We start from the raw sequence: 25,000 nt of genomic DNA on the forward strand, positions 1-25,000 counted from the left end.
GATCACACACGCCCGAGTCTCTCCCCGCTTATATCGCCCATGGCACCCTCTTGCCAAGGGAACAATCGACCCCATATGGTGAAGCCGGGTACTGCCCACCCATCTTTTTCTGTTATAAGCCTGATCGAGTGCACCAAATCTGACCCTTGAGGAGCCCTTATTTATGCCCGCGACTTTGCATACAAGCGATGAGCCTGATTTCCCGGTCCTTGGTGCCCGGACCATTGGTGCCGTTAACTGGGTTGGCCTGTGGACGCTATACCAGCGCGAAACCCGCCGTTTCATGAAAGTGTGGGCGCAAACGCTGGCTGCACCTGCCGTGACCACCATTCTGTTCATGATCATTTTCACGCTGGCACTTGGCGGAAACGGGCGTCTGGTGGCCGATATGCCTTACGCGCAGTTTCTCGCACCCGGCCTTATCGTGATGGCCATGCTGCAAAACGCATTTGCCAACACCTCAAGCTCGATCCTGATCTCCAAGGTTCAAGGCAACATCGTTGATACCTTGATGCCGCCTCTCTCTGCACTTGAGCTTACCATCGGTTTTGTGGCGGGCGGGGTAACCCGTGGCCTTATGGTAGGGCTGTCCGTTGGCCTTGCGTTCGCGGCCATGCCGGGCGTGCCGATGGTGATCGATCATGTCTGGTCGATCCTGTATTTCTCGGTTGCGGCTTGTACCATGCTCTCGCTTGTTGGCGTGCTCACCGGCGTCTGGGCCGAGAAGTTTGATCATGCCGCCGCCATCACCAATTTTGTGATCGCGCCCTTGAGCCTGCTTTCGGGTACTTTTTATTCGATTGAGCGTTTGTCCACCAGTTGGCAGGTCTTCTCCCACGCCAACCCGTTTTTCTATATGATTGACGGCTTCCGCTATGGTTTTATCGGTCGTGCCGATAGCGACCTCTGGGTTGGTTTTGCCTATACGCTCGCGATCAATCTGGTGCTCACGCTCATAGTGTACCGTGTGTTTAAAACCGGCTACCGCCTGAAAGCATAAGCTGGGCTTTGGCTGGCCATGAAAATTTAACTGGAAAAAGCCTGCTTTCAGCGGGTTAGACCCATTGACTTAAGCCATCCGTAGCGGCATCCTCACCTCCTGTTGAGCCGGGCGCTAAATGCTGTCCGGCCAATGCCTTTTTTAGAGCTTGCGAAAAGCCACCAAGGTCCCCAAGGAGAGAGAAGTGATTACGCCCCTGATGCCAGTTTATGCCCGTATTCCCGTTGCGTTTGAGCGCGGCGAGGGCATGTACCTCTATGATACCAACGGCAAGAAGTATCTCGATTTTTATTCAGGCATCGGTGTGATGTGCCTGGGCCATAGCCACCCGACACTTGTAAAAGCGCTGCAAGATCAGGCGGCCAAGCTGTGGCACACCGCCAACACCTATGAGATCCCGCATGGCGCGCGGCTGGCGGAAAGGCTTTGCGCTGCGTCTTTTGCCGATACGGTTTTCTTCACCAACTCGGGTGCGGAATCGATCGAATGTGCGATCAAGATGGTGCGCAAGTACCATTATGATAAAGGCAACAAGGGCAAATACCGCTTGGTCACCATGTCCAACGCCTTCCATGGCCGCACGCTTGCGGGCATTGCTGCGGCAGGCCAGGAAAAGCTCACCAAAGGGTTTGAACCACTGCCGGACGGTTTTGACGTGGTGCCATTTGGCGATATTGAAGCGGTGAAAGCAGCCATTAGCGATGAGACTGGCGGCATCATGGTTGAACCTGTGCAGGGGGAAGGTGGTATTCGTCCACTCTCAAACGAGCAGATGCAGGCGCTGCGTGACATCTGTGACGAAAACGGGCTCCTCCTGGTGCTGGACGAAATTCAGTGCGGCATGGGCCGGACCGGCAAGCTCTTTGCCCATGAATGGTCTGGCGTGAAGCCCGATATTGTGACAGCGGCCAAAGGCATTGGCGGTGGCTTCCCGCTCGGCGCGTGCCTCGCCACCGAAGAAGCAGCCTCCGGCATGGTTGTTGGCACCCATGGCAGCACCTATGGCGGTAACCCGCTTGGCATGGCTGTTGGGAATGCCGTGCTTGATGAAATGCTCAAACCTGAGTTTCTGCCTCGTGTGGCGGAGATGGGTGACTTGTTGCAAGCGCGCCTTGGCGCACTGCAGCAGCGTCACGGCGATTTCATCAAGGAAGTACGCGGTGTTGGCCTTATGGCGGGTATCCGCATGCCTGATGTGCCGACACGCGGCGCTGTGGTGGACATGATTGAGCGCGGCATGTGCCCTGCTGTTGCGGGTGATATGGTCATGCGCATGTTGCCGCCGCTGATTATCAACGAGGACCATATCGATGAAGCGATGGAGCTTCTCGATAGCGCCATGAATGATTGGCGCGACAAGGGCGTGCCAGCTTAAAGGCTGGCATGGGAAGGCCCGGCGATTGTCGGGCCTTTGTTAATTTTGACGTTTATAGGGATTTGACACCATGACACTTGCGCAGAGTTGCAACCACTTTCTCGATTTGAAGGATATTCCCGCGGCAACGCTTCGGCATATTCTTGAAGTAGCGAAAGAGTGGAAAGAAGCGCGACGTGGCATGCCAAAAGGCATGGTGGACGCTGGCGCGCCGCTTTCGGGTTATACGCTTGCGATGATTTTTGAGAAGTCATCCACCCGTACTCGCATCAGCTTTGAAACAGCCGCGCATCAGCTTGGTGCAAAGCCGCTGTTTTTGCACAGCGGCTCCATGCAGCTTGGCCGTGGTGAAACCATCGCTGACACCGCAAAGGTGATGAGCCGCTATGTGGATATCATCATGATCCGCGCCAACACGCACGAAGCCGTGGTTGAGTTGGCCGAAGAAGGCGACGTGCCCGTGATCAATGCGCTCACTGACCGTTCGCATCCCTGCCAGTTGATGGCGGATATCATGACGATTGAAGAACATCGTGGCCCAATCAAGGGCAAAAAGGTGGCCTGGCTTGGGGATGGCAATAATGTCGCCACTTCTCTGATTGAAGCGGCAGTGAAGTTTGATTTCTCGCTCGTGCTTGGGTGCCCCGAGGCTTTCGCCCCTTATGATGATGTGTTGTCGTGGGCGGAAGAAGAAGGCGGGGACGTGCGGGTTGTAACCAATGCCGAAGAAGCCGTGTGGGACGCGGACGCCGTGATCACAGACACCTGGGTTTCCATGGGTGACGACCGCACGGGTAGCCGCGTGCGGGCGCTTGAGCCATTTCAGGTAAACCGCGCTTTGATGGCCAAGGCGGCGGATGATGCGCTTTTCCTCCACTGCTTGCCGGCACACCGGGGTGAAGAGGTGACCAACGCGGTCATCGATGGTCCGCAGTCTGTTGTGTGGGACGAGGCGGAAAACCGCCTGCATGCGCAAAAAGCTATCCTTGCGTGGTGCGTCGGAAAGCTTTAAAAGCCGCGGCCAACAGCCCTTTTGAGTGAGTGTGAAGCATAGCCATGGTTAAAGCGTCCAAAAACGACCCGATCCAACGCCCGATTGTTATCCCGGACCCGGAAGGCAGCCGCGATAACGAGGTTCGCCCTTTTGCGATTGAAGGCATGGATGTGCGGGGCCGTGCTGTGCGCCTGGGCACCGTGGCCGACCAGATACTGTCTGCCCACAACTACCCGGACCCGGTGGCGCGGATACTGGGTGAGATGCTCACACTCGCGGGGCTTCTTGGCTCCATGCTCAAGTTCAAGGGCATCGTCACCCTGCAGGCCAAATCCGGCGGCGCCGTCCCGATGATTGTTGTGGACTATGAAGTGCGTGACGATGGCATCGGCCGGTTGCGCGGTTATGCACAAATCGATGAAGCCAAACTGGCGACTTATGGCAAGAACCCCAGCTTCAACGGCCTGATTGGCACCAAAAATGGTTACCTCGCGCTGACCATTGATCAGGGCGAGGATATGGACCGCTATCAGGGCATCGTTGACCTGAAGGGCGAAAATCTGGCCGAGGTGGCGCGCAACTATTTCATGAATAGTGAGCAGACACCGACGGAGTTGCGCCTGACGTGCGAGCGTGACGCGGTAACCGGCAACTGGCGCGCGGGCGGCATTATGGTGCAGCATCTCGCGCGCGGTGAAGTGGGGCAGGAACGTATCCTCGACCGTGAAACCAAGGAACAGTGGGAGCGGGCCTCTATCCTGATGAATAGCGTGAAGGCGGAAGAGCTTCTCGACCCGGCGCTTGATCTCGACCAGCTCTTGTTCCGGCTTTATCATGAGGACGGCGTGCGTGTCTTTGAAGCGGCGCACCTGATGAAAGGATGCCGCTGCGACCGCGAGCGTCTGCTTGCTGTGCTTGCTCAGTTTGGTGACGATGATATCGAGCATATGCTGGAAGACGGCAAGATCGGCGTGAACTGTCAGTTCTGTAACAAGACCTTTGATTTCACGCCGGAAGAAGCCCGCGGCCAGCAAGCCTAATAGGCTATGCTTTCAAGCCACGCGGCGGTATCGACCACGCGGGCCGGGACACCATTTTTCAGAGCATCCTCCAGCACATGACGGTTCCTGAAGCTGCCGAGCACAAGGATGCGTTTCTCAGGGTTCGCGAGAGCCACCTCAAGCGCGATGTTAGCCATATAGCCGTCCCACTCGGCCTGGTTCTCTGCCCCGCTCTCATGAAAAAAGCTGAACTGTACGCGCTTGTAGCCTTCCACAAGATCCCGGGTGTTGCCGTCGTGGCTTTGCGCAGGGCTCTCCCAATAAGATACGAGCGCCATTTCAAAGGCCGTGCGGTACCGCTTGAGGAAATCGAACCCCGCCGGGTTTTCTTCAGCGAAAGCCTTGAAAGCGGCGGAAGCCTGCCCTGCCATCCGTGCAAAATCTTCCTCGCCCGGCTCCATCGCAACAGCGGCAGGGCCATCTGATTTGAGCATTGGCCAGATAACGGCGGGATACTCAGGCCTGCCGGGCGTGTCCTTCAGCTCAGCCAGTTCGTCCGGCCGTACCTCGAGCACCATGATGTCAGGGTTCAGCCGTTCAATGATCTCCCTAAGCTTTTCATATGTGAAGCTGTCTTCCCGTTCGTGCAGGCTGTGCAGGGCGCCTACAACATAGATGCTGTTATCGTCCGCGCCGGATGCCGCGAGAATGGGGTGGGGTATCAATAGTGCTGTGGCTATCAGGCCGGTTCTCAACCAGTTGGAAATTTTCATTGTGTTCCTCGTTATCATGCTCGGTGATGCGTTTCTATGAGGGAGCTAACGCGGCGCGAATGCTCGCCACCAGTGGGAAATGATAAGCGGGACCGGAGAGGTGATCAGCGGGTTGGAGAATGCTGTAGAAGGGAAGCCAGCCTTTCTCTGTAACGGCGGCTCAGGCGTAGTTCGGTACCGTCCCTGAGCACAACAAGCGCATCCCCCCGGCCGAGGCTTTTCAGCTCAGCAATGGCATCAAGCCTCACGAGATGGCCCCGGTGGATGCGGGCAAAGCTGTCTTCCGGTAGCCTTGCCTGCACAGAGGCAAGATTGTCATCGGTGAGAAAATGGCCCTCCGCAGTATGCACCTCTGCATAGTTTCCGGCGGCGGCGATCCAGCTGATGTCATTGTATGCCATAAGGCGCACACGTCCCTTGGTGCGAAGGCGTAAGGCCTTGGGTTCAGGGTTGCCAGGCGAGCTGATCTGTCTGGCCCTGAGGGCATGCAGGCCAACACCCAAAAGGACAAGCGCGCAATAGAAAATAAGGTTGGTGTGCAGGTTTTGCACGATCATGCGTTCGCCCATATCAAGGCGTGTCGCGATACGGCCAGCATCGTTATAAACCGGCCAGAAAATGAGCACAAAAAGCGCCACATGCAATGGGTTGATGATGATGGCACCAAGGGCATAAAGGCCTATCCGGCGAAGACGGGGGAGGCCCCTTTCTTCAACCTGCCTGACAAGCCTGAGCACGGGTGGGCTGACGAGCGCCCAGATGGAGAAGATAGCGAGGGAATAGCCAAAAGAAGGCCACCATGCTTGTGGGCTGCCTCGATAGGCGCTGACGAGATACCCTTCAGCCGAGAACAGGAGCGCAAGTAAAAACCAGACACCGCCCGATAGTGTATAGGCGCGCAGAAGACCGCCCGTTTCCATGCGGTGTTGCAGGGTGGTCAGTTTTTGGCTCAATAGCGCAATCATGCCGGTAGCCTAAGCATAGCTTGGCGTGAAGATAAAGGCTGTTCTCATGAGGGGGCCTTAGAAGATCGCACTTTGAACGCCATTGATCGTTCACGGGGTGTCCTATGGTGGATGGGCATAAAAAAGGGCGCCCCGTGGGGCGCCCAAAAAAACTCGAAACACAGGAGTGGCCGGATCAGAACTTGAAGCCGACATTGAGGCGGACCGAGCGCGGCTGGGCCGCGGTGCGGACCGCGAGGAAGTCCTCGTTCGGGCCATCGAAGCTGTCTGTGATGATCTCATAGAGACGGAACGCCTTTTGGGTGTTCAGCACGTTGAAGATATCGAGGCCAGCGTAAAAATCGAACCCGTTGATCTCAGTGGTGTAATCAAGGCTCAGGTCAAGACGAACCTGCCATGGTGTGGTGCCATACTGGCCGCGCTCGATATACTCAAACACGCGGTCCTGGCTCGTCCAGACGCCATCACCCGGATCAAGGCAGTTATCAACACAGAGATAGTTGCCTTCTTTCCGTGTTTGGGTGTTGAACGGGTTGCCGTAGGCACGAGCGTTGATCGGCGCGCCTGAGAGGATGGACATATTTGCACCCGCTGTCAGCTCAGGCGTGATGGCATATGCGCCATACATCTTGAACTGGTGCCGGTGGTCGTTTGCCATCAGGCCATAGTTGGAGTTGATGAACATCACGTCATCACCAGATTCCGTCCAGCCCGGGATGTCGTTGCCGGTGTCAGAGTTGACGCCGCCCTCATAGTTACCTGTGCTTTTTGAAAGCGTGTAGGAGAAGCGTGCCATCCAGGTATCATCCCAGTGACGATTGGCAACAAACTCAAGGGCACGATACTTACGGATTGGGCGATCAGAACCAATCGGGTCCGGGTTGCCGTCACCATCAAGGTCGTAACCAAAGCTTTGTGCTTCACCAAGGTCAACCGTCACGGTTTGCACGTCGCCGCTGTCACACTCATGGTCGATGGTCAGTTCTTTACCAACGTTACCAAACACCCATTTGGAGATATTGCCGCAACCGGCCACATCTACATCGATGCGCATGTCCTCAATCGCGTCATGGAATTCACGGTAGATACCACGAACACCGAAGTCCCAGTCATCATTGACGGCCATCTCGAAACCGAGGATGAACTCGTCCTGATAGGATGCGTCCAGGTCCTGATCGACAACGAAGTTTTTGTCGTCACGGCCTTCACCGCTACCAAACTGGACCACCTGACCGATTTGAGCACCAAGCTGAGGCGTGATGTTGGTCAGGCCAGCGCTTGTCTCATTCTCAGCCAAGCCCTGAAGGGCATAGTAGGTGCGGGTGTCAATCGTGCCGCCACCTTCACGCGCGGCAAGGCCGTTGGCGATTGGGAAATAGTAGCGCCCAGCGTTGGCATAAAGCTTCATGTTGCCGTCGCCCTTCACATCCCACGCGAGGCCGAAGCGAGGCGAGAACATGTTGGAGACCTTGATGAAGGAATTGCCTTCAGCGTCCTTGCTGTCAAACCGGTCCCAGCGCACACCAAGCGTGGCTGTCAGGTCATCGGTTACAGACCAGATGTCCTCAAGGTAAGCGGCTGACGTGTTGGCATCAAACGTACCGCCCCGGATTTCCTTCCGTGCCAGCACATAGGCAAACACACCGTCAGGGACTGTGGTGTCGTTCACGCTGTCACCCGGTTGGGTGTCATAGATGGTGAAGTTGGCCTGCTCTGGCCCCACAGACGCCCGTTCCATAAAGGTGGTACGTTTCTCGTGGTCGAACCCGAAACGGAGCAGATGGCGGTCAAGTTGCCATTCCATATCAAGCCGCATGGCGTCGCGTGAGTTGATGCGGTTGTCGTTCCGGGTCTGTGTTGTACAGCCGATATGCTCGTCCACACCGTCCCGGTCATCATACACCCGGTTACATTCGGTTGAGATGTTGGTGAAGTCGTTCGAGTTACGCCTGTTGCGGCCATAAAGGGCTTTCACCGTGAAGTTATCGGTGATCTGGCCCGTATAGGTCGCAGCCCAGTTAATGCCGCCCCGCTCGCTTGTTGCGGTTTCAGCATAAGTACCACCCTGGAAGCGATCAGTTACTTCCTTGTTTTCATCGGAGAAAACAAAAGCTTCAAGGCTGTGGTTGTCGGTGATGAACCAGTCAACCTTACCGCCCCAGAAGGAGGTGTTGTTGTCAAACCGGCTGAGCGACGAGCCTGTGGTGTTGTAGAACGAACCGTCGTTGATACGCGGCTGGAACAAGGCGTAGAAGAAGACCTTGTCCTTGATGATCGGGCCGCTCAGGTGCAGGTTGGCGCTGAAGTTGTTTTCTTCATCGTCAGAGCGGTAGATGGTTTTGTCACCATCGCGGTTATAGAAGTCGTTTGCGTTGCCGCGCAGGAACTGAGGCTCATAGAAAACCTCTGCACCGCCATGAAACTCGTTGGTGCCTGATTTCAGCACCGCGTTCACAACACCACCGGTGGTGCGGCCAAACTCAACGGAATACCCGCCGGTCTTAACCTGAAATTCCTTGAACATGGAGAAGGGCACGTCAGAGAAACCAACCCCGGTTTCAACGTCGCTCACGTTCAGGCCGTTCACGAAGATGGAGTTTTCACCTACCGATGCGCCCCCAAAGGAGATGCCGCCAAAGGCTGGCCCCTGCACAACGCCGGGTGCCAGAAGCGCAACCGCGTCGGCGGAACGGCCGATTGGCAGGTCTTCAAGCATTGCCGCGCTGATGTTGAGCGCTGATTCGGTTGATGTCATGTTGATGCCGCTCAGCGCGGAGGCAGAGACGATAATCTCTTCCATCGCCATGTCGCCGGCGGAAAGTGCAACATTCAGGTCGGTTGAACCACCGATGGAAACACGTACATCTTCCACCAGTGTGCGTTCATACCCGTCTTTCGAGACCGTTACATTATAGGTACCCACCGGCAGGCGCGCGAAACGGAACTGGCCGTCGCTGTCTGCGGTGACAATACGGCGGAATCCGTTTTCCTTGTTGGTAACAGTAATTGTAGCACCGGAGAGGGCGGCGTTGCTTTCGCTTGTCACCATACCCCGGATTGAGCCGTCGCTGTTGGCAGCGAAGGCGCTATTGACGGAGAGAGCGGCGCAACTGACCCCCATCCCCAATATCAATGATAATTTTCGCAAGTTCCGTGCGTTCATTTCCTCACCCATAAGCTTTCTGTTGGTGCAACGAAGCCCCTCCGCCCCGTCGCAAGAATACTTGACGAATAATTTATGCGATGAATTATTCCTTCTGTAAAGAATTTTTATTCCAAGCGACACAAAATTGCCGAAAAAATAAGCTTCCCTGCTCCATTTCTATCTGGTAGAACCGGTTTGGGAAGATGGAATAAATAATTCCGTTACGGTTTTGGCGGGCTTTTGAACCTGAAAAAGGCCTTAATGACAGACAACTGATAGCTATGGGTATACCCAAAGGAATAAATTCGTCGGTCAGGGGAGAATAGGGCGGTGATTACAGACGGTTTCACGTATCTGGCGGTTTTGCTTCTGATTGGAGGCGGGATTCGCTTGCTTGAAACAAATTCAAAGCATCGTCTGTTTGATTATCTGCCCGGTGTGGTGGCGCTTTATATCATTGTGATGATGCTCAGCACTTTCGGGCTGTGGCAACAAAGCACCAGCGTGAACGCGACCTACAGCACGGTGAAGGGTAACATCCTGCCTGCGATGATTTTCCTCATGCTCCTAAAGGGTGACCTGCGCAAGATTGCCGCCCTCGGCCCGCGCATGCTGCTTGCTTTTGCCGCCGCGGCCATCAGCATAGGTGTTGGCTTTGTTATTACCTATGCAGTGTTGAATGCCTGGTTGCCAGCGGACGCCTGGAAGGCATTTGCGGCTCTTTCCGGCAGCTGGATGGGCGGCACCGGCAACATGGTGGCCATTCAGGGCGCCTTGAATGTGCCCGACAGCGCCATGGGTTATACGCTTCTGATGGATTCGATTGATTACGCCATCTGGGTCATCCTCCTGCTCGCTCTAGTGCCGCACGCAAAGCTCTTCAACCGCTGGACCAAAAGCGACACAGGCATCATCGACCGTGTGGGCGAAAAGCTGGATATGGGAGAGGACGCGGATAAGAAGATCGACTTCACTGCGATTGTATTCCTGCTGGGGGCGGGTCTGGCCGCATCCGCGCTCTCGCAAAACCTGGCTGGGTTGATGCCTGCCACCAGCTTTTTCACCGCCACCACATGGGCGGTGCTGATTGCCACGATTTTGGGTGTGAGTGCAGCGATGACGCCTATGGGCCGCATGGCGGGCTCTAACGAGCTTGCGAATGTTATGCTCTATGCCATCATCGCGCTTATTGCATCCCGCGCTGACTTTGCAGGCCTGACGCAGGCGCCGCTTTATGTGTTTGCAGGCCTGATGATCCTGATCATCCACGGCCTCTGCATGGTGGTGGCGGCCAAGGTGTTCAAACTTGATCTGTTTTCCTGCGGTATCGCGTCGCTCGCCAATATTGGCGGGGTGGCGTCTGCGCCTATCCTTGCGGCCGCTTATTCACAAATGCTGATCCCTATTGGGGTGCTGATGGCCATGCTTGGTTATATCATCGGCACCGGCGGTGGGTTGTTGGTCGGCAAAATATTGTCCCTGCTCTCCTGAGAGGCCGTACCTTTATGAGGAATGTGATGAAAAATCCGGGTTCAAAAATACTACTGTTGCTCGCGCTTGGCCTGACAGCCTGCGGGAGCGAGGAAGAAAAACAAAACACTGTCACACCGCCTAACGGGCTTGAGGACGCTTTTGTCTCAGACGTGATTGGCGTGCGCGAGAAACACCTGAGTGCGGACTATTGGGTTGATGCCCTGCCTGCGGGTGCGGGTGATGTGATTTTCACCGCCGATGAAATCACCGCCATGAATGCGGCAAGCATTGAAGGCGACCCCACGATGTTTGACCTCAGAAGCTTCCCCGATACGCTTCCGGGTGAAGAGGTGCGCACGCGCCTTCGGTCCATCAGCAATGTGCCGTCTTACCCACGTGTTTATATGAACGGCAACCCGGTGCGCGAGGCTGATTTTGACGCCTATGAAGCTAGCCTCAATCTGGATGCTATCGCTGACGATGTGCCGGTTAAGTTCGCCCTTGCGGTCCGGCGCACGCCACTTCGCACATACCCGACCATGGACAGGCTTTTCAGCGAAGGTGCCAGCAATACGGATATCGACCGGTTCCAGGAATCGACTCTTTTCCCCACTGACATAATGGCGGTGTTGCATGAAAGCGCAGACGGCAACTGGGCGCTGGTGCAAACCTATAATTACATCGCCTGGGTGCAGAAGAAGGATATCGCCACCGGGCCGCGTGATGAGGTTTTTGCCTATAAGGACGCGAAAAATGTGCTGGTGATGATGGGGGCCAAGGTACACACGGTCTATAACCCGGTGATCAAGGATGTGTCCGAGCTTCAGCTTGATATGGGCGTCGCGGTGCCGCTTGATCGCCCGGAAGAGCTTTCAACCAACCTTTATGGCCAGAACCCTTATCTGCACCATATGGTCAAATTGCCTGTACGGCTTGATGACGGCAGTCTTGATTTCCGCCATGCGCTGATTTCCCGCGCGGAAGATGTGCGGGTTGGGTATTTGCCGTTCACGCGCGCCAATATCATTCGGCAGGCCTTCAAGTTCCTTGGGGAGCGTTACGGCTGGGGCCATAGCTACAATGGCCGGGATTGCACCGGTTTTGTTTCTGAGGTGTACCGCAGCATGGGCATCCTGATGCCGCGCAACTCGGGCGACCAAGGCAAAAGCACGATCGGCTCCAACAGCCGGTTTGAGAAAGAGACACCACGCGCAGACAAGGAAGCGCTCCTGCGCACATCGCTTGTGGGTGACCTTGTTTACATCCCCGGCCATGTGATGATGATCCTGGGGCAGGAGGGCGACAAGCCGTTCGTCATCCATGACGTCACCGGTCTTGGCTATCTGGCCGAGGACGGCAGCATCTATGAAGGCACGCTCAATGGTGTTTCCATCACGCCGCTCCTGACGCTACAGTCTTCAAAAACCCGCACCTATGTTGATGCGGTGTATAATGTCAAATCGATCAAGTGATCCAAAAGGTAGAAGTGTTCCATGAAAATTACCGGCTATAAACTTGGGATGTTGCGCGTGCCGCTGGTGACAGCGTTCAAGACCGCGCTTCGGACAGTTGATCATATCGAAGACATTGTCATCATCATCGAGACCGACACCGGCCACAAAGGCTATGGCGAGGCCCCGGCGACGGCGGTGATCACAGGTGACACGCATGGCTCGATCCTCGATGCCATCCGCACCTTCATCATGCCGCGCCTGATTGGCATGGAGATCACATCGCTCAATGAGATCACGCAGATCATCCAAGGCGCGCTCGTCAACAATTTCTCCGCCAAGGCAGCGGTTGAGATCGCGGTGTATGATCTGTTCGCCCAGTTCTATGGGGCGCCGCTTTATAAAATCCTTGGGGGTGGGCAACCGCGCCTGTCGACCGACCTGACCATCAGCGTCGATTATATCGACAAAATGGTGGCGGATAGCATCCGCGCCTGTGACGCGGGTTATGAAACCCTCAAGATCAAGGTCGGTAAAGACATTGGTGTTGATATCAAGCGGGTGAAGGCCATCTATGCGGCAGTGAAAGACCGCGCACTTCTGCGGCTTGACGCCAACCAGGGCTGGTCGCCCCGCCAAACTGTGGCAGCGCTTCATGAGCTTGAAGAGGCCGGTATTGAGCTGGAGCTGATTGAACAGCCGGTGAAAGGCGAAGACCTCAAGGGCATGAAATATATTACCGAGCGCGTGCGCACGCCGGTAATGGCGGATGAAAGCACCTTTGGCCCGCGTGAAGTGATTGAGCTTATCCAGATGCAGGCGGCGGATATCATCAACATCAAGCTGATGAAAACAGGTGGCATTTCAAACGCCATCAAGATCGCTGATATCGCGTCTATCTATGGTGTGGAATGCATGATCGGCTGTATGCTCGAGAGCAGCATCAGCGTAACGGCTGCCGCGCACCTTGCCGTCGCCAAGCCAAATGTGATTACCAAGGCAGACCTTGATGGCCCGTCCCTTTGCCAGTTCAACCCGGTTGAAGGCGGCGCGACCTTTGATAGTTCAGAGATTACCCTGTCAGAAGAATCTGGCCTCGGCATCAAGTCGATTGAGAACCTGACCATGCTTGATGACTGATAAGGTCGTTCCGACTGGATAGAAGGAAACCCCGGCTCGCTTACCGCGCTGGGGTTTTTCATTGGCTTTATTCCACCCGTTTGAAATCAAGGTCCTGAAAGTCGAAGCTGAAATCCGTGTCAGGTGAGACGGGCCGCATGGTGATGCCAACTGCGTTGCCGTCAAAGTCGGTTTCAAACCGCACATAAGCGTCCGCACCCATCATGCGGTTATCCCAGCGCACGATGAAGGTGTTTTGCTCATAAGGCTCAAGCATGCCGGTAAGTTGTACAGACTTGCGGGACGAAAACCTCAGCCCATCTCCGTCCTTCATCACGGTTGCTTCACCAAGCCAGGCATCGCGGTAGGTGCCCATATAAGCCTCAAGGCTCAGGAACATCTGGCCGGAGCCTTTGGTGGAAACCTCTTCTTCCTCCGCTACACGGGCGCGGTAGGCAAGCTGGGCGTCATGATAATCCTTCACCCAGTCATGCTCAGGCTGGTCCATATAGGCTTTGATGATGGTGTTGGTGACGGCTGTGCGTGCACCGTAGTTTGAGCCGTTATTCAGCACGATAAGGCCAAGGTCCAGCTCCGGCACGAGGGTCAGGTAAGCCTGCATGCCGGAAAGCGTACCCGTGTGCGAGATCACCTCATGCCCGTGCACATCCGCCTTGCGCCATGCGAGGCCGTAGGTACGGAAATGCGTGTCGTCTTTCTCCCGCATGGATTTGGAGACAGGCAGGATGGTGTAAGATGCCCACATCTCATCGCGCCGGTCCTCAGAGAAGACGCGCACACCGTTTGGCCCCTCGCCGCCCCGAAGCTGGGTAAGCATCCAGGTGCTCATGCCGCGCACATTGCACACCATGCCGCCCGCTGCGGCTGACACCGTGGCCTTGCCGCCAATGGCATTCCTCGGGATGGTGACAAGCTTGCCGTCCATCATGCCGTGGGGTGTGGCGACATTCGCGAGGGCACTATCCGGCACGTCGCCTGAGTAGCAACCCATGCCGAGGGGGCCGAGGATGCGGTTTTGCACAAAGTCTTCCCAAGACATACCGCTCACGCTTTTCACCACTTCGCCCGCCACGATATAGAGGAGGTTATCGTAGGCATAGGAACTGCGGAAACTGGTCACGGGCTTCAGGTGGCGCAGGTTTTTGATGATCTCGTCACGGCTGAAGCCGGACGGCTCCGGCCATAGCATCAGGTCGCCCGCACCGGAGCCGAGCCCGCTGTTGTGCACCAGAAGGTCACGCACGGTAAATTCACGGGTGACCCAGGGGTCGAACATGCGGAAATCCGGCAGGTGGTCGATCACCTTGTCGTCCCAGCTTAGTTTGCCTTCATCCACAAGGATCGCAAGCGCAGATGACGTGAAGGCCTTGGTGGTGGACGCGATGCGGAACAGGGTGTCTGCATCCACCTTCTCTTTGCTGTAGATATCCCTGACACCATAGCCCATGAGATGCACAACCTCACCGTCTTTCACAATCCCAACCGCCATGCCGGGGGTGTTGAAGGTTTCAAGCGCTTCTTTCACCACATCGCGGATCTCAGAGGCTGTAGGAGCGTCTGCAAGAACGGCAGGGGCCACAAACATTAGCGCGGCAGCGAGAGCGGAGAGGCGGGAAGCAGGCATGGTCTGTCTTTCGGTGTTTGAGGCTGTGGTTACAGGAAAAAGGCGCCGGTGATCAGGTAAAGCACGATGGTGATACCGCCCGCGAACAGCGCATAGGGCAGCTGCGTGCGCACGTGATCAAGGAGATCACAGCCCGCCGCTAGTGATGATACGAGCGTGGTATCGGATATGGGCGAGCAGTGATCGCCGAACACACCGCCGCCCAGCACTGCGGCCAGAAGGAACGCGGGTGGCAGGTCAAACGCACCAACAAGCGGCATTGCAAGCGGGATCAGGATCGCGAACGTGCCCCATGAGGTGCCGGTAAAAAAGGAGATCAACCCGCCCGCGAGGAACAGAAGCGGCGCCACGAAAATTGGCGGCAATGTGCCTGAGACGATGCCCGCAATGAAGGTGCCGGTACCCAGCATCTTGAGGCTTGCGCCAAGCGCTATGGACAGCAGCAGCAAAAGCACAATGGGGAACAGCTCGTTCATGCCCTTGATGCCAATTTCAACAATATGTTTGTGGCTGAAGTTCTTGTCTGAAATCAGCAGAAGATAGCCCACAAGGCAGGCAAGGGCCGTGGCATAAAGGATGGATTTTGGCCCGCTGCCGGACGTGATGTCCCCGCCACCGGTCCAGAGCATGAAACCCGCCATGCCAAAAATCATGGTCAGAAGCGGCAGCACCATGAAACGTGCGCGGGTGGCTTCAAACACTTCTTCCTGCACTTCGGATTGCTCGATCTCGCTATTCGCTTTGTTTTCAGCTTGGGCGAGTGGCCCAAAAAACCGCTGGGTTGTGGCGGAATAGAAAACGATCACAAGCGTCACGATGGCGTAGAAGTTGAAGATGACCGAACCCCAGAGAACCTCCGCCGCTGTTACCTCAAACTCATAGGCGCTCAGAAGCGCGAGCACAAAGGCACCCCAACCGTTGAGCAGCAAAAGGATGCACACGGGCGCGGATGTGCTGTCGACAAAATAGGCGAGCTTGGCGCGGCTCAGGCCGTAGCGGTCAAAAAGCCCACGAGAAACAAGCCCTGCGGTCAGCACGCTCAGGTTCGATTCCACAAAGACCACCATGCCGATGATAGCGGGGGTGAGGCTGGCCTGCCGTTTTGTTTTCACGAACCCCTTGCCAACGATGATATCGATCACCGCGGCCACACCGCCGGAGCGATACATGAAGGCGAGCAGCGCGCCGATCATGAGCGCGAAGGTGAGGAGCCGGGCGTTATCCGCATCCGAGAACACGGCGACGATACGGTCGATCATCGCGAGGCCCCCCATCGGTATCGCGGTAGCGAGGGAGGAGGTTTCACCAAGGCCAGCCTGCAGCAGCACTTCAGAGGCGAAAATCGCCAAAATCAGCGCCAGCAGCACTTCCTTTCGCCACAGCACCACGGCGATCGCAATGATCGGTGGCAAAAGGGATATCCAGCCCATGAAATGTCCTCCCAAAAGATAAAACCCAAAAGACAGAAACCTCGGCGCGCCGCCCAACTGGCGCCCCCGATCGACCCTTATATGGGACCTTGCCGAAGATTTCTGTTGTCTTCAAGTCAATTATTCCATAACGAATAATATATTCGTGATTAAATCAACAATCTATTCCAAAGGGAATTTTTGATCGTGGCACTCAGGTATGAAAACGGCGCATTGATGATGGAAGACGTTGCGCTTGGCACCATCGCACAAGCTATCGGCACCCCGGTGTATGTCTATTCAAAAGCGTCGATTACCGCAGCATTTGGCGCTTATAAGGCCGCCTTTTCATGCTTTCCGGCGGCGATGATCTGTTACGCGGTCAAGGCCAATACAAACCAGGCCGTGATTGGCACACTGGCTGATCTGGGCGCTGGCGCCGACGTGGTGTCTGAAGGGGAGCTGAGGCGTGCTTTGAAGGCTCATATCCCCACGTCAAAAATTGTTTATTCCGGCGTGGCAAAACGCCCGGCGGAGATGGCCTTTGCGCTCAAGGCCGGTATTTTCCAGTTTAATGTAGAATCAGAGCCTGAGCTTCTTGCACTCAGCAAGGTCGCAAGCTCGCTCGGCCTCACCGCCAATATCGCGCTTCGGGTCAACCCGGATGTAGACGCCAAAACCCACGCAAAAATCGCCACCGGCAAGGCGGAAAACAAGTTCGGCATTCCGTGGAAACGGGTGCGGGACGTGTATGCCGAGGCCGCGCGGCTGCCGGGCATCCGCATTCAGGGCATTGCCATGCATATCGGCTCCCAGCTTCTGTCGCTTGAGCCCTATGATGCAGCTTACGCAAAGCTTGCCGAGATGGTCACAGCCCTCGGGCATGACGGCATTACGCTTGATACCATCGATATCGGCGGCGGGCTTGGCATCCCCTATGATGGCGGTGCAGCACCGGATGTCTCGGCGCTTGCGGCGCTTGCATACAAACATCTAAGTCATTTTGGTGCCCGCCTGATGCTGGAGCCGGGCCGGTCGCTTGTGGGGCCGTGTGGCGCGCTGCTCTCAGAGGTGATTTATGTGAAATCCGGCGAAAGCAGGGATTTTTTGATTGTGGATGCGGCGATGAATGACCTGATCCGCCCCGCCATGTATGACGCCTATCACGGCATTAAACCCCTGAAGGCCGAAGCCCGGGCTGACGCCACCTATGACGTGGTGGGCCCGGTGTGTGAAACCGGCGATACATTTGCCGTTGGGCGCACGGTGCCTGAGCTGCAGCCGGCCGAGCATATCGCTTTCACCCATACCGGCGCTTATGGCGCGGTGATGGCATCCACCTACAACAGCCGCTTGCTTGTGCCTGAGGTGATGATTGATGGTGCAAATTTCGGGGTGATCCGCCCGCGCGGCAGTTATGACGAACTGATCGGCACTGACACGCCCTGGCACAATGGCGAAGCGACGCGGAAAGCGGGTTAAGCTAATAAAGTCCTAGATATCTTCAACAGCCTGTTGGCTCAGGGTCACAAGCTCACGCCCGTGGGTGTTGCGGCTTGAGAGCACAAGGTACAGCGCGTCAATGAGGTGCTGGAGCGCCACACGCGCGATGATGTGCGGCGCACTTGAGGCAGCGGCAGGGCCAGAGCGTTCATCAAAGGTGAACAGGCTATAGTCTGACATCAGGCTCAAGGGGTTCACGTCATATTTGGTGAGCGATACGATGGTCACGCCCGCTTCCTTTGCGGCTTCGGCCAGCTCATTCACATGGCTGTTCTGGCCTGAGACGGAGAGCGCGAACAACACATCCCCGCGCCGCATGGATGCAAGGTTGGCTTTTTGCACAAAAGGATCACTTTCCGCGACGACGGATTTACCCATGATCATCAGCTTGAGCGCAAAATCCTTCACCACCAGCGAATAGCCGCCTGCGGCCACAAACTGGATGCGGTTGGCTTTCTCGATGGTGCGCACCACTTCAAGCAGCGCTTCTTCGCCGTTCAGCTCCGCAATGCCGCGCACAACGTCGGCTTTGGTTTGCGCAAGCTCCTCAAACACGGTGCCGGCTTCATGCTCGCCCACCGGTTTTTGCATTTGGCTTAGGTCAACCTGTGCGCTACCGCGCGCCAGTTCTTCGCTGACGGCAAGTTTCAGGGCGGGGTAACCCCGGTAGCCAAGCTTCTGGCTAAATTTCACCACGCTTGATTGGCTCACACCAACCGCTTCGGCGAGTTGTTGCGACGAATAATCCCTGAGAAGCGAGGCGTTGTTCAGGATAAATTCGGCAAGTTTCCGTTCGTTCGCAGACATTCCGTTAACTGCCCGCCGAATATTTGCCAAACAATCGTTCATGGACCTTATTCACCCCGTTTGCGTTTGCACTGTTGCCGGTGGCGCGTCTCCGCGCTCGCATCTGTGCCAAACTCCCTCTCCTTCATTTCGTTTAGGCCGAAAGCCGCCTGAACTCAAGCATTACGGTGAAGCCGCTTAATTCTCGCCGTTTGGTGGGAACCAATGCAGCCACCACCGGAGCACCTCATCCTCAGCCCGGTACATGGGTGTCACGCCGCTGCCCGGTGCCGGGTCGTCCGCCGTGCCGGTGATCAGCGCAATCAGCGCATCGCCATTTTCAAAATCGATCCAGAATTGCCCCATCAGGCCGTAGGCGTCGCCAAGGTGGCCTGTGAGTGTGCGGTCCTCATCCAGGCCCCACTCCGGCAGGTGCGCGATATGGGTTGAAAGCCCATAAGCCTGCATCAGCCCTTTTGAGGGGCCATCGGGGTTAATATCTTCGCCCGTGGTGTTGGCGTTCTCGGCAGCAGGGTTATAGCGCCAGACCGGTGTGGCCATCATCTTCACGCTTTCAGGGCTTAAGAGGCGAACACCGTCCACCTCGCCGCCACCAAGAAGTAAGCGCGCGATTTTGGTGAGGTCTTTCGCCGATGCCCGCAAGCCGCCTTGGGGCGAAAAAGCCGTGGGGTTATCGCCGGGTTTATAGCCTTCAAGCACCGGGCCGGGTTGTTCGCCGCGGCCAACAGGTTCCATGCCATAAGTGCAGGAGAAACGCTTGCTATCAAGCTGGGGCTGCCAGTCCCCTTCCGGGTGCCAGTTGCCGTCATCGTCGCGCTTGCGGAACAGCGTGGCCATGCCGTCCGGGTTTGTGGTGGTAACATCACAAACATTATAGCTTGCGCCAAGCCCAAGCGGCAGCAGCACCTCTTCGCGCATATAGCGGTCAAAACGTTTGCCGCTCACCTTCTCAATCACCCCGGCCATGATGCCGAAGTTGAGGTTGGAGTAGGTGAAAAACGCGCCCGGTTCTTTACCTTCGCCGCTGGCGAAATGCGCGCCGTTTTCATAATGCGCGCCGCCGGGGCGGAAAAAATCTTCAAACTTTTCGCCAACCTTCAGCCAATAATAGCTGGCATCACGGATAGACGAGCTGTGCGACAGCACAGTCTTGAGCGTGATTTTATCGTGCGGAAAATTGGGGTTCCTGAGCGTGAAACCAAGATAGTCGGACACGTCCGCATCCAGATCTACCTCGCCCTTTTCCACCAGCTTCATGAGCCCGATGGTTGCCACCAGTTTGGAAATGGACGCAATGCGCATCTTGTGATCAAGGGTGAGGGGAATGCTCTCACCCGTATCAACGCGCGCAAGCCCGGTCGCATGCGTGAAAACCGGCTTGCCGTCCCTGATGACAACCATCTGCAGCCCACTGATCTCGGGCGAGCCCTGAACCTTGCCTGTGACAATTGCATCAAGCGTTTCATAAGCCTCGGGGGGTAGGCTTTCGCTGGCTGCAATCCCTCTCGTCGTGCCGGTAAGGCCAAGGAACCCAAGCGTGGCGCACATCACAACAGCTCGAAAAGTCGGGAGGAATTGTCGTGACGCGTGCATGATACGGACCTGTGCGTTAGGGTTCTGTGGATTTATGAATACATTATTCTAAATCGGGCGCAGGCCCGTGGCTCAAATTGAATATATTATTCCATCAGAGTCAAGGCTTATTCGTGGGAGTTTGGGGCGTGCCCAGCTTCAGGGTTTCACCACTTTATAGCGGTTCATCACCAGTCCCGAGCCATAGCTCTGTGAACTCAGCAGTTTCAGGTCGATATCCTGCTCAATGTCCCCAAAAAGGCGAATGCCTCTACCGATGAGGACAGGGATCAGGGTCAGGGTGATGTCATCAACAAGACCAGCGCGCATGAAGGATTGTACCAGCCTCCCGCCATCAACATACACACGTTTCCAACCCTTCTCATGCAAGCCTCTCATCACCTTCGCCGGATCGGTCTCGCTCGTGATCTCGACCTTGCCTTTCAACTCATCAGGGATGTCCGCTTTGCTTAGGGACGTGCTCATGACCAGCACCGGTTTGGTGTAGAGCCATTTATCAAAGCTCAGGACCGTCTCATAGGACCCACGGCCCATCACCAGCCCGTCAACGCTGTCTATGAACGCATCATAGCCGTAGTCTTCGCCCTCTGTTGGTTGTTTCATCAACCAGTCAAGCGTGTGGTCTTCCCGCGCGACAAAACCGTCCAGGCTTGTGGCGATATATACGTGGCCTGTTGTCATCTTGCGCCTCTTCCTTCAACTGCCGGTGTGAGGTCTCTATTTGGCATGGTCGACCAGCGAGGGGAAGATGTCCTGCGGATAATTTTAATCAGGCTTGCTTACGGGGTTTTTGTGAGCACTTTCCCTGTGCGCTTACCCGTTGCTTTGCCATGTTCAAAAGCGCTTTGGCCGCGCACCAGCACCATGTCAAACCCGGTGGCGAGTTTGTGCGGGGTGGTGAAGTTGGTCTCTTCATGCACCTGTTCAGGCTTGAAGATGATGAGGTCTGCGGTCATGCCCGGTTTGATGATGCCGCGGTCTTCAATCTGCATAATCTCGGCTGGCAGGCCCGTGGCTTTATGGATAGCGGTTTCAAGGCTCATCAGGCCCTTCTCCCGCACATAATATTCAATCAGCCGGGCGTAGGTGCCGTACCCGCGCGGGTGGCGCATGGTGGGGCTGCCGTCAGTTGAAAGCGCAACCTCGTCTGCCGTTACCAGCTTGTCAACGAGCGCGCGGTCCATCACAAAATGCGCGGCACTACCGCCGGTGGGGCCAAGGTCTGCCATGAAATCGACCGGGCTTTTGCCTGCTTCCCGTGCAGCTTCAGCCATGGTTTTGCCTGCATAGGGGGCTGTGCCAAAGAGAAGCGCGTCAGGCCCGCCGCGCTTTTTTATGCGCGTGGCCAGATAGGCTTTCAGCTCATCTTCGCGGCTTTCCCGCAGCGCCTTATAGTCGGTTGGTGGCAGCGCCCATTCGGGGAAGATGATACCAACACCGGTAAAGCTGGCGGCATAGGGGTAAACGTCCGCACTCAGCCGTGTGCCGCTTGTGCGTTTGCCTTCCATAAAGGCCAGCAGTTCATCAGCCCGCGCGGCGCCTTTGCCGTACACCACCTTGAGATGCGAGATATGCACACGGCCCGAAGGTGCCATGGCGACAAGCTCGTCGATCGCATCTTCCACGTCCGCATTATCTTCGCTGCGCATATGGCTCATGATGATGGCGTCCTCAGCCTCGATCACTGCGCCAAGCGCTTTCATCTCGGCCTCCTCCGCATAGACGCCGGGCACATATTCAAGCCCGAGCGACAGGCCAAAGGAGCCCGCTGCCAGATCGTCCCTGAGCGCTTGTTGTAGGGCTGCGGTTTGCGTATTGGAGAGCGCCCGCGTGCCATCATCAATGCCTGCCTTGTGGCGCACGGTACCGTGGCCGGACATGGGGATGACGTTAAGCTCCAGCCCCTTCTCGGCGGCCTTGGTGCGCCATGCACTGAGCCCATCGCCTGTCAGGCTATCGCTGCTGCCATCCATGCCCAGCGTGACGGTGGTAACGCCTTGCGCGAGGAAGTTTTCAAACGAGTGTGTGAGCGGGTTACCGTGACTGTGGAGGTCAATAAAACCGGGGGCGACCACGCGGCCCTTGGCGTTGATCACCTGCTTGGCGGTGGCCTTCTCGTCCGGTGCCAGCACAGCTGTGATCACACCGCCTTCCACCACGATATGGCCGGGGTAGGCATCTGCGCCTGTACCGTCAACGATCATCGCGTTCTCTATCACAAGGTCAGCGTCCGCAAACGCGGCGGATGAAAAGAGCATAAGGCAGGCGAGCAGGCGCATGGTGTGGTCCTATTCTTCGGTCGCGCCAGTGTGCGCGGCGGGGAAAATATTTTCAAACATATCAGCGCGCACCTGCTCCCGTAGGCGGAAGGCATGGTCGCCCGCCGTGTTGTTATTATAAATGGCGGCGGTGCCAGCTTCAGGGTCGATATAAACAAAAGCGGTGAAACCGGCCTGATCGCCCGTGTGGCCGATATAGCGCGTGGGCGCGGCCTTGCCCTCCGGTGTGTTTTGAATAGTGAAAAACACCATGCCCATATATTCCTCGACCGAACTATCGTCGGTGCGGCGAAGGGCTTGCCACATCTCCTCAAAGCTCTCGCGGCTCAGGATAGCGGGGGTGCTGTCGTCAAGCCCGAGCCAAACGTTCAGCCATTTCACCATATCACCCACAGGCGCATTGAGGCCGCCGTTGCCCACCGTGGCACCGGTGTCAAAATCAAGCCCGAAGGTTTTTGTCTTGCCGTCCTCACGCCAATAGCTGTTCGAGCGGTCCTTGAGGAGGTGATAGGGCGTGGTGTCAAAATAGCTTTGGCTCATGCCAAGCTGCATCAGGATATTTTTTGTGAGATATTCTTCAATCGTGTCCCCGCTGACGATCTCAACCACCCGCCCAAGCATGGAGATGCCCGGGTTTGAATAGCTGTAGGCGCTGCCGGGCGGGAAGTGGAGCCGTGTGTATGGCATCATGGCCGCAACCTGGGACCAGGCTGTGGGCTCAAACGGTTGCCAGTCCTCACCGTCGCTCCACGGGAAGGTGGGGGAGCGGAAACCCGATGAATGGGTGATCAGGTGGCGGAGGGTGATGTCTTCCATGCTGCCGTAAGGGTTATGAACCGCGCGCACTTCGGGCAGGTATTTGATGATCGGCTCATCAAGGCTCAAGCGCCCACGGTCGCGCAGTTGCATGACAGCCGTGGCGGTCAGCGTTTTGGTGATGGAAGCCCAGTGGAAGATGGTGTTGTCATCTATCAAACGGCCAGTCTCACCGTCCGCCATGCCGTAGCTGTGCCGGGCGATAATCTTGTCGTCCTTGAAGAAGCCTACCGTGGCGCCAACGGTGCCCGCCTCCTGCATCATGCCGTCAAAGCGGCCCTCAAAAGCCCGCCAAGCCTCACTGAGCGCATCCGCCGCCACACCAGTTGATGTGAGGCATAAACAGGCCAGAAGAGAAAAAGCCTTGTATTTAAATGTGTTTAGCATGCGACACTTCCTCTTATATGCCGTGAAAACACCGCCACCCCCGTGCCATAGAAACGGTCACACTTTTGCCCACAAACGGTCCGGTTTCAGCGCACTCTCATCCACGCCAAAAGCCTTGAGCGCCGGATCCATCTCACCGTTCAGGATAAGCCCGGCGGCAAACCGCGCAAGGGCTGGCGCTGTCTGGATGCCGTATCCACCCTGCCCCGCCAGCCAAAAAAAGCCTTCCCGGTCAGCATCATAGCCCGCAACCGGCGTGCGGTCTGCTACAAAGGACCGCAGGCCTGCCCAGCGGTGTTCAATGCGGCGCACATTGATATTCGCGGCGGTCATCAGTCGGTCAGCGGCGATGGCAACATCCAGCTCCTCGGCTTGCGCGTCACATGCGGATGTTTCCGTTTCATCACAAGGGGATACAAGGAGATGCCCTGCATCGGGCTTGAAATAAAACTCCTCCCCAACATCCATCACCATCGGCCATTTTGCCGGGTTATGTTCAGGCGGCGGCGCCACCAGAATGGCAGTGCGGCGCTTGGGTTTGAGACCAATAGGCCGCGCCCCGGCAAGCGTGCCAATCTCTTCCGCCCAGGCGCCTGCGGCATTTACCACGATGGGCGCGCTATAGCTGCCCGCGCTCGTGGTGATATGCCAACCGCCGCCTTGCTTTTTGATTTCCCTAACAGCTGTGCCCGTCTGGATCTCGCCCCCCTTGTGGCGAATGTCCCTGAGGTACCTCTGGTGCAGGCCGTGCACATCAATATCCGCTGAGCCGTCCTCATATAGCGCGCCAATCAGCGCCTCTTCCTTCAGGATAGGGCAGTGGGATACGGCTTCTTTTGCACTGATCCAGCGGGTATGGGCGCTAACGTCTGGCTGGGCCTTCAGCCCATCCAGCGCTTCAGCCTGCAGGGCGGTTGCCACAAACATGGTGCCGCGCGGGTTAAGAAGCGGTGCGGCGGCAAACCCTTCAGGCGGGTTTTCAAAAAACGCCTTGCTGGCACGTGAGAGCGCGCGCACCGCCTTGCTGCCGTATATCTCTGAAAACAGCGCAGCCGAGCGCCCGGTTGAGTGGTAGCCGGGCTGTTCTTCACGCTCGATCAGAAGCACGTTTCGGTGGGGTGCCAGCGCCGCGCCAAGCGATGCGCCGGCAATGCCCGCACCAATGATGATGATATCGTATGATGAATTGCTCATGTAATCCAAACCCCGGGGCGTGGTGCCCCAGCCTCGTTTGGAATAAATTATCGAATAATTCTGAAAATAGG

Annotated in this window: 19 protein-coding genes; 8 read left to right on the plus strand and 11 right to left on the minus strand. The window is 56.6% G+C overall.

The genetic code is table 11. From position 1 onward, the window contains the following. Positions 1–163 precede the first annotated feature (163 nt). The 4 genes from ACN0XZ_RS04690 (at position 164) to ACN0XZ_RS04705 (ending at position 4,409) form a co-directional block, all read left to right on the plus strand. Positions 164–1,000 carry an ABC transporter permease gene (locus tag ACN0XZ_RS04690; protein ID WP_417456550.1) on the plus strand — a complete coding sequence of 279 codons (837 nt, stop codon included), beginning with the start codon at positions 164–166 and terminating at the stop codon, positions 998–1,000. Positions 1,001–1,184: 184 nt separating this feature from the next. Continuing rightward, positions 1,185–2,375 (plus strand): aspartate aminotransferase family protein, encoded by a 1,191-nt coding sequence (locus tag ACN0XZ_RS04695; RefSeq protein ID WP_417456551.1) that lies wholly within the window; start codon positions 1,185–1,187, stop codon positions 2,373–2,375. Positions 2,376–2,445: 70 nt separating this feature from the next. Then, positions 2,446–3,387: an ornithine carbamoyltransferase gene (argF, locus tag ACN0XZ_RS04700; protein WP_417456552.1), complete on the plus strand. Its 942-nt coding sequence runs from the start codon at positions 2,446–2,448 to the stop codon at positions 3,385–3,387. Positions 3,388–3,431: 44 nt separating this feature from the next. Continuing rightward, positions 3,432–4,409 carry an Hsp33 family molecular chaperone HslO gene (locus ACN0XZ_RS04705; RefSeq protein WP_417456553.1) on the plus strand — a complete coding sequence of 326 codons (978 nt, stop codon included), beginning with the start codon at positions 3,432–3,434 and terminating at the stop codon, positions 4,407–4,409. On the opposite strand, the gene ACN0XZ_RS04710 is transcribed toward ACN0XZ_RS04705, so the two are convergent. The 3 genes from ACN0XZ_RS04710 to ACN0XZ_RS04720 all read right to left on the minus strand — a co-directional run bounded on the left by ACN0XZ_RS04710 (position 4,406) and on the right by ACN0XZ_RS04720 (position 9,271). After that, a complete protein-coding gene (locus ACN0XZ_RS04710) occupies positions 4,406–5,143 on the minus strand; it encodes a hypothetical protein (RefSeq protein WP_417456554.1) in 738 nt (245 codons plus the stop codon). The two genes, ACN0XZ_RS04705 and ACN0XZ_RS04710, sit on opposite strands and share 4 nt — an antisense overlap. A 104-nt stretch (positions 5,144–5,247) precedes the next feature. Further along, a complete protein-coding gene (locus tag ACN0XZ_RS04715) occupies positions 5,248–6,108 on the minus strand; it encodes a LytR/AlgR family response regulator transcription factor (RefSeq protein ID WP_417456555.1) in 861 nt (286 codons plus the stop codon). A 175-nt stretch (positions 6,109–6,283) separates the two neighbouring features. Further along, positions 6,284–9,271 carry a TonB-dependent receptor gene (locus tag ACN0XZ_RS04720; protein WP_417456556.1) on the minus strand — a complete coding sequence of 996 codons (2,988 nt, stop codon included), beginning with the start codon at positions 9,269–9,271 and terminating at the stop codon, positions 6,284–6,286. A 312-nt stretch (positions 9,272–9,583) separates the two neighbouring features. Between ACN0XZ_RS04720 and ACN0XZ_RS04725 the strand changes: the two genes are divergently transcribed. From ACN0XZ_RS04725 to ACN0XZ_RS04735, 3 genes are read left to right on the plus strand one after another with little or no spacing between them, the layout of a single operon-like run. Continuing rightward, positions 9,584–10,744 carry a DUF819 domain-containing protein gene (locus ACN0XZ_RS04725; RefSeq protein WP_417456557.1) on the plus strand — a complete coding sequence of 387 codons (1,161 nt, stop codon included), beginning with the start codon at positions 9,584–9,586 and terminating at the stop codon, positions 10,742–10,744. A gap of 26 nt (positions 10,745–10,770) precedes the next feature. Then, positions 10,771–12,198 (plus strand): SH3 domain-containing protein, encoded by a 1,428-nt coding sequence (locus ACN0XZ_RS04730; RefSeq protein ID WP_417456558.1) that lies wholly within the window; start codon positions 10,771–10,773, stop codon positions 12,196–12,198. Positions 12,199–12,219: 21 nt separating this feature from the next. Further along, the gene (locus ACN0XZ_RS04735; RefSeq protein ID WP_417456559.1) at positions 12,220–13,317 is read left to right on the plus strand and encodes a dipeptide epimerase; all 1,098 of its coding nucleotides are present in this window, start codon (positions 12,220–12,222) and stop codon (positions 13,315–13,317) included. Between the two features lie 67 nt (positions 13,318–13,384). Here ACN0XZ_RS04735 and ACN0XZ_RS04740 read toward each other — a convergent pair whose 3' ends face one another. Beyond that, complete coding sequence (locus ACN0XZ_RS04740; RefSeq protein ID WP_417456560.1) at positions 13,385–14,941, minus strand: serine hydrolase; 1,557 nt, start codon at positions 14,939–14,941, stop codon at positions 13,385–13,387. A gap of 29 nt (positions 14,942–14,970) precedes the next feature. After that, complete coding sequence (locus ACN0XZ_RS04745) at positions 14,971–16,371, minus strand: Na+/H+ antiporter NhaC family protein (RefSeq protein ID WP_417456561.1); 1,401 nt, start codon at positions 16,369–16,371, stop codon at positions 14,971–14,973. Positions 16,372–16,557: 186 nt separating this feature from the next. On the opposite strand from ACN0XZ_RS04745, the gene lysA reads away from it, so the two are divergent. Continuing rightward, positions 16,558–17,832 carry a diaminopimelate decarboxylase gene (lysA, locus tag ACN0XZ_RS04750; RefSeq protein ID WP_417456562.1) on the plus strand — a complete coding sequence of 425 codons (1,275 nt, stop codon included), beginning with the start codon at positions 16,558–16,560 and terminating at the stop codon, positions 17,830–17,832. A gap of 12 nt (positions 17,833–17,844) precedes the next feature. Here the strand turns inward: lysA and ACN0XZ_RS04755 are convergent, their stop codons facing one another. The 6 genes from ACN0XZ_RS04755 to ACN0XZ_RS04780 form a co-directional block, all read right to left on the minus strand. Next, entirely contained in the window at positions 17,845–18,702 is an 858-nt protein-coding gene (locus ACN0XZ_RS04755; RefSeq protein ID WP_417456563.1) for a MurR/RpiR family transcriptional regulator, read from the minus strand. A gap of 135 nt (positions 18,703–18,837) precedes the next feature. Further along, positions 18,838–20,208, minus strand: a complete 1,371-nt coding sequence (locus ACN0XZ_RS04760) for a serine hydrolase domain-containing protein (protein ID WP_417456564.1) — start codon at positions 20,206–20,208, stop codon at positions 18,838–18,840. Positions 20,209–20,391: 183 nt separating this feature from the next. Beyond that, complete coding sequence (locus ACN0XZ_RS04765) at positions 20,392–20,934, minus strand: dihydrofolate reductase family protein (RefSeq protein ID WP_417456565.1); 543 nt, start codon at positions 20,932–20,934, stop codon at positions 20,392–20,394. Positions 20,935–21,032: 98 nt separating this feature from the next. Beyond that, a complete protein-coding gene (locus tag ACN0XZ_RS04770; protein WP_417456566.1) occupies positions 21,033–22,532 on the minus strand; it encodes an N-acyl-D-amino-acid deacylase family protein in 1,500 nt (499 codons plus the stop codon). A gap of 9 nt (positions 22,533–22,541) precedes the next feature. Beyond that, a complete protein-coding gene (locus tag ACN0XZ_RS04775; protein WP_417456567.1) occupies positions 22,542–23,735 on the minus strand; it encodes a serine hydrolase domain-containing protein in 1,194 nt (397 codons plus the stop codon). A 57-nt stretch (positions 23,736–23,792) separates the two neighbouring features. Then, positions 23,793–24,929 (minus strand): NAD(P)/FAD-dependent oxidoreductase, encoded by a 1,137-nt coding sequence (locus ACN0XZ_RS04780; protein WP_417456568.1) that lies wholly within the window; start codon positions 24,927–24,929, stop codon positions 23,793–23,795. Positions 24,930–25,000 lie beyond the last annotated feature (71 nt).

This window comes from Kordiimonas sp. (assembly GCF_048264555.1).
Classification (GTDB): Bacteria; Pseudomonadota; Alphaproteobacteria; order Sphingomonadales; family Kordiimonadaceae; genus Kordiimonas.

Coding starts and splice junctions, on each gene's coding strand:
- ACN0XZ_RS04705 (WP_417456553.1), top strand. CDS start 3,432: ATGGTTAAAGCGTCCAAAAACGACCCGATCCAACGCCCGATTGTTATC.
- ACN0XZ_RS04730 (WP_417456558.1), top strand. CDS start 10,771: ATGAAAAATCCGGGTTCAAAAATACTACTGTTGCTCGCGCTTGGCCTG.
- ACN0XZ_RS04770 (WP_417456566.1), bottom strand. CDS start 22,532: ATGCGCCTGCTCGCCTGCCTTATGCTCTTTTCATCCGCCGCGTTTGCG.
- ACN0XZ_RS04765 (WP_417456565.1), bottom strand. CDS start 20,934: ATGACAACAGGCCACGTATATATCGCCACAAGCCTGGACGGTTTTGTC.
- ACN0XZ_RS04775 (WP_417456567.1), bottom strand. CDS start 23,735: ATGCTAAACACATTTAAATACAAGGCTTTTTCTCTTCTGGCCTGTTTA.
- ACN0XZ_RS04760 (WP_417456564.1), bottom strand. CDS start 20,208: ATGTGCGCCACGCTTGGGTTCCTTGGCCTTACCGGCACGACGAGAGGG.
- ACN0XZ_RS04740 (WP_417456560.1), bottom strand. CDS start 14,941: ATGCCTGCTTCCCGCCTCTCCGCTCTCGCTGCCGCGCTAATGTTTGTG.
- ACN0XZ_RS04755 (WP_417456563.1), bottom strand. CDS start 18,702: ATGAACGATTGTTTGGCAAATATTCGGCGGGCAGTTAACGGAATGTCT.
- ACN0XZ_RS04735 (WP_417456559.1), top strand. CDS start 12,220: ATGAAAATTACCGGCTATAAACTTGGGATGTTGCGCGTGCCGCTGGTG.
- ACN0XZ_RS04710 (WP_417456554.1), bottom strand. CDS start 5,143: ATGAAAATTTCCAACTGGTTGAGAACCGGCCTGATAGCCACAGCACTA.
- ACN0XZ_RS04745 (WP_417456561.1), bottom strand. CDS start 16,371: ATGGGCTGGATATCCCTTTTGCCACCGATCATTGCGATCGCCGTGGTG.
- argF (WP_417456552.1), top strand. CDS start 2,446: ATGACACTTGCGCAGAGTTGCAACCACTTTCTCGATTTGAAGGATATT.
- ACN0XZ_RS04690 (WP_417456550.1), top strand. CDS start 164: ATGCCCGCGACTTTGCATACAAGCGATGAGCCTGATTTCCCGGTCCTT.
- ACN0XZ_RS04715 (WP_417456555.1), bottom strand. CDS start 6,108: ATGATTGCGCTATTGAGCCAAAAACTGACCACCCTGCAACACCGCATG.
- ACN0XZ_RS04720 (WP_417456556.1), bottom strand. CDS start 9,271: ATGAACGCACGGAACTTGCGAAAATTATCATTGATATTGGGGATGGGG.
- ACN0XZ_RS04780 (WP_417456568.1), bottom strand. CDS start 24,929: ATGAGCAATTCATCATACGATATCATCATCATTGGTGCGGGCATTGCC.